This window comes from Rhodopirellula europaea 6C (assembly GCF_000338295.1).
Taxonomy (GTDB): domain Bacteria; phylum Planctomycetota; class Planctomycetia; order Pirellulales; family Pirellulaceae; genus Rhodopirellula; species Rhodopirellula europaea.
This window is the reverse complement of sequence record NZ_ANMO01000128.1, coordinates 1-3256: the sequence shown is the minus strand read 5'-3', so window position 1 is coordinate 3256 and position 3256 is coordinate 1. Positions and strand designations below refer to the sequence as shown.

Here is a 3256-nt window from a genome sequence, read left to right as displayed (position 1 = left end):
TCGTGCCTGGGTTCGAATCGCCCAACGCCAGCGTTTGGGCGGAGGAAAACCGCCAGCCGACTCAGGCGGCGAAGGTCGATTTTCCAAACCGGTTTTCAATCGCCATGAACCGCTCGCGCCAACGCAGCCGAGCGAACCAGCTCGGGCGAGTCAGGTTGGGATCATCCGCCGGCACACGATGTGTCTTTCCACGAGTCGTTCGCATGGTCAGCGTGCCATCAGCATGGACCTCGTCGACCATCCAAAATTTCTGGACGACGTAGTTGTAGGTTTCGCCCTTCAAGTTGGGCTTCACACTCGACGCTCGCGGCCCCGGAACCTTGCTGCGTTTGCTCTTGCGATAGATCGCCCAATCACCGGGCTTCCACGCGGTCTCAGTTGCTGACGAGACAGCCTCGGCATCGATCAAAACCGAACCGTCCACCGCGGAAGCACTCCGATTCTGTGCCGCGGGCGAGTGCAACAATCCTCGACGCAACGACCGCAAGTTCGAAAAGAGTCTTTCAGTCATGATGGAGTTCCATCGCTGCAAAGGTATTCGGATACGAGTGACAACGACGACCTGCGTCCGTCTGTTGCCTTGAGAATTGCCGAGATTAGCCCGTGTGTGTCAAGCAAACGACAGGCCAAACAACTATCGTCCCCCAGGGCATAGTTTAATCACGATAGGCAAAAACGCCTTGATTGTGGCACCGACTACGAAGAAGTTCTCAAGAAGTTTCCCAGCGAATTGCTAGCAAACGAGCCAGTACTAGAAGCCCAAATGCGGTCGCCATCAGCACAGTCAGCTGCGGCTGCAGAGCACTCGGCGGCAGCTCACGCCAAAAGACTTTGTCATAACCATCCAGTGCCCAGGCATTGAAAGTCCACAGCCCAGCCTCTCGCAACCCTTCGCTCATCACGTACCTCGGCACCATCGACCCGCCGAGCGCACTCATCGTCAGCACAGCCACAACGGACAAACCATTCAGTTGGCCACGAGTCTTGCACAACGTTGCCAAGAACAAACCAAACGAGGCCGCCGCCGCGGATGTGACCAACGTCATCATCACAAAACCGTCCAGGTTGCCGAGCAAATCCAGTCCAAAGACCAATTGAGCCCACACGAACATCACCGTGACTTGCACACACCCGAGCAGCGTCAAATAGAACCACTTGCCGAGCAACAAATGATCCATCGTCATTTGAGTCGACAGCAATCGTTCCAGCGTTTGATTCTCACGCTCCTCCAGCAACACGCCACCACCGCTGGTCGCGCCAAACAACAAAAACATCACCGCGATGCCCGCCGCATAAACGCTGATGACCGGGTTGGTTTTGTTCTCACCCATCACGTTGACGACCTTCACTTCCGGCGGCGCCATCAATGATTCCGCTGAAGAACGATCCGCTGTCGCCGCCACGTCTTCCCCGCTTACTGATTCACTGGCCGCGGCTTCACTGGTCGCGGCTTCAATGGGCACAGAGTCGCTGGCCGCGGTTCGGATGGCCTCGCTTGGAAGCGGTTGCTCAAACCGGGCCTGTTTCACGCCGGCTGTACCATCTTCGCTCGCGGTGACCGGCATCGCACCACCGGGTCGCGGACCGCCTTGTGCAGCATTGGCTTGCATCTGCCCCGTTTTTGCCATCAACATCGCTCGCATCACCAATGCCGAAACTACTTGGCTGGCGACTTGGTCGGATGCGTCGTTGAGCAATTCCGCGGACAACTCTTCGCCGTCTTCACTCAACACGATCGCAATCGTCGCGGATCCGCGGCGAACCAAGTCTTCACCCGCCGCCCGATCCAAAGCCGGATTCTCGTCGCTATCTTGAACCAGCCTCAGGCCTTCGCTCTCACGAAGAGTCAAAATCACTTCGTCGCACTGAAGCGAAGCCAGCGATGTAAAACCTGAATCTGCCTCGACAGCAGCTGAGACATCACGGATCAACGCCACCTTCACTCGCGGGGTCCCGCCCACTCCGCGAGAGAAAATCAACGCAAAGATACTGAAGAATGCGATCGGCACCACAAACGTCAGCAACCACTCGATGCGGTTGTGACGCAGGCGACGCAAGTGAATTTCAATGACTTTCCAGACCATGTTCAATCCCGCAGTGCATGGCCGGTCAAATGGAGAAACACATGGTGCAAAGTCGGTGACTGGACCTCAACGTCCTGCACGCCATAGCCCGCCTGACTGAGAGCGTCGATCAATCGGGGCAATCCCATTGCGACCTCCACCATCTTCGTCGTCACAACTCGTTCGCCTGGCCGGGCGGTCACGTTCAACCCCGTCACCGCCAACGGTTCATTCCCGTGTCCACGCAGTGGTTGATCCAATCGAACGGTCACCTCGCGGTCGCCACCGATCGTTTGCCGAACCAGCTCTTCAAACGTACCCGTCGCAACGACCTTGCCGTGATCGACAATCACGATCCGATCACACTGGCTCTCGGCTTCGTCCAAGTGATGCGTCGTCAACAAAACCGAGGTTCCTTCCGCATTCAATTCCGCCAACATCGCAAAGATCCGCTGGCGACTTTGAGGATCGACCCCCACGGTGGGCTCATCCAGCAACAGCACCTCGGGTTCGTGCAAAACGCCGCACGCCAAATTGACTCTACGTTTCATGCCACCCGAAAATGAGCCAACCAAATCGTTGGCTCGATCGGCCAGCCCGGTCCACTGCAATCCCCACTGAATCTTGTCTCGCAACACTCGACCGCGCAGTCCGTGAAACCGACCGAACGCTGCCAAGTTCTCCGTCGTGGTCAGGTCTTCATACAAAGCGATCTCTTGTGGTACCAATCCCAACGAATCGCGAACAAACGCGGCATCGATTGGTTCGCCGAGCATGGTAATGCTGCCCGAATCCGGCTTGGCTCTTCCCGACAAACAACGAATCATCGTCGTCTTCCCGGCTCCATTTGGCCCCAGATACGCCAATCGCTCGCCACGTCGAAGATCGAACGACACCCCGCTGAGCGCGGCGTGATCCTTCCCACCGCGACGATACGACTTCATCAATCGATCGACCGAGATGGCCGCGGTGTCGGCGGCTGCCATGGGTTGCGGCGGGGCGGGAGCGGACAAAGTTCCTGTTTCCCAGCGGGAGGTGATTGCCAATCGCGATGCCGAAAACAGCATCGCCGATCCATCCTAGCCAATTCGATCAACGCCCCGAAACGCCAAACTGGATGCCCGGGCCACTCACCGCCGCAGAGGTCGTGTAGTTTTCTGATACCGCTTTTCGGCAAATTTCCACTTGGCGTA

The 3256-nt window shown here is 57.4% G+C and carries 3 protein-coding genes and 1 pseudogene; all 4 read right to left on the bottom strand.

What is annotated here, in order from left to right; genetic code table 11:
• Nucleotides 1-61: 61 nt before the first annotated feature.
• Nucleotides 62-511, bottom strand: coding sequence for a hypothetical protein (locus tag RE6C_RS14500; protein WP_008657677.1), 450 nt, complete (start codon nt 509-511; stop codon nt 62-64).
• Nucleotides 512-710: 199 nt separating this feature from the next.
• The gene (locus RE6C_RS14495) at nt 711-2084 is read right to left on the bottom strand and encodes an ABC transporter permease (RefSeq protein WP_008657675.1); all 1374 of its coding nucleotides are present in this window, start codon (nt 2082-2084) and stop codon (nt 711-713) included.
• A 2-nt stretch (nt 2085-2086) separates the two neighbouring features.
• Nucleotides 2087-2614 (bottom strand): AAA family ATPase, encoded by a 528-nt coding sequence (locus RE6C_RS33700; RefSeq protein ID WP_408005489.1) that lies wholly within the window; start codon nt 2612-2614, stop codon nt 2087-2089.
• Nucleotides 2603-2947 (bottom strand): annotated as a pseudogene (locus RE6C_RS33695) (ATP-binding cassette domain-containing protein); the annotation flags it as partial. The pseudogene RE6C_RS33695 and the gene RE6C_RS33700, both read right to left, overlap by 12 nt.
• Nucleotides 2948-3256: the final 309 nt, after the last annotated feature.

Coding starts and splice junctions, on each gene's coding strand:
- RE6C_RS14495 (WP_008657675.1), bottom strand. CDS start 2,084: ATGGTCTGGAAAGTCATTGAAATTCACTTGCGTCGCCTGCGTCACAAC.
- RE6C_RS33700 (WP_408005489.1), bottom strand. CDS start 2,614: ATGAAACGTAGAGTCAATTTGGCGTGCGGCGTTTTGCACGAACCCGAG.
- RE6C_RS14500 (WP_008657677.1), bottom strand. CDS start 511: ATGACTGAAAGACTCTTTTCGAACTTGCGGTCGTTGCGTCGAGGATTG.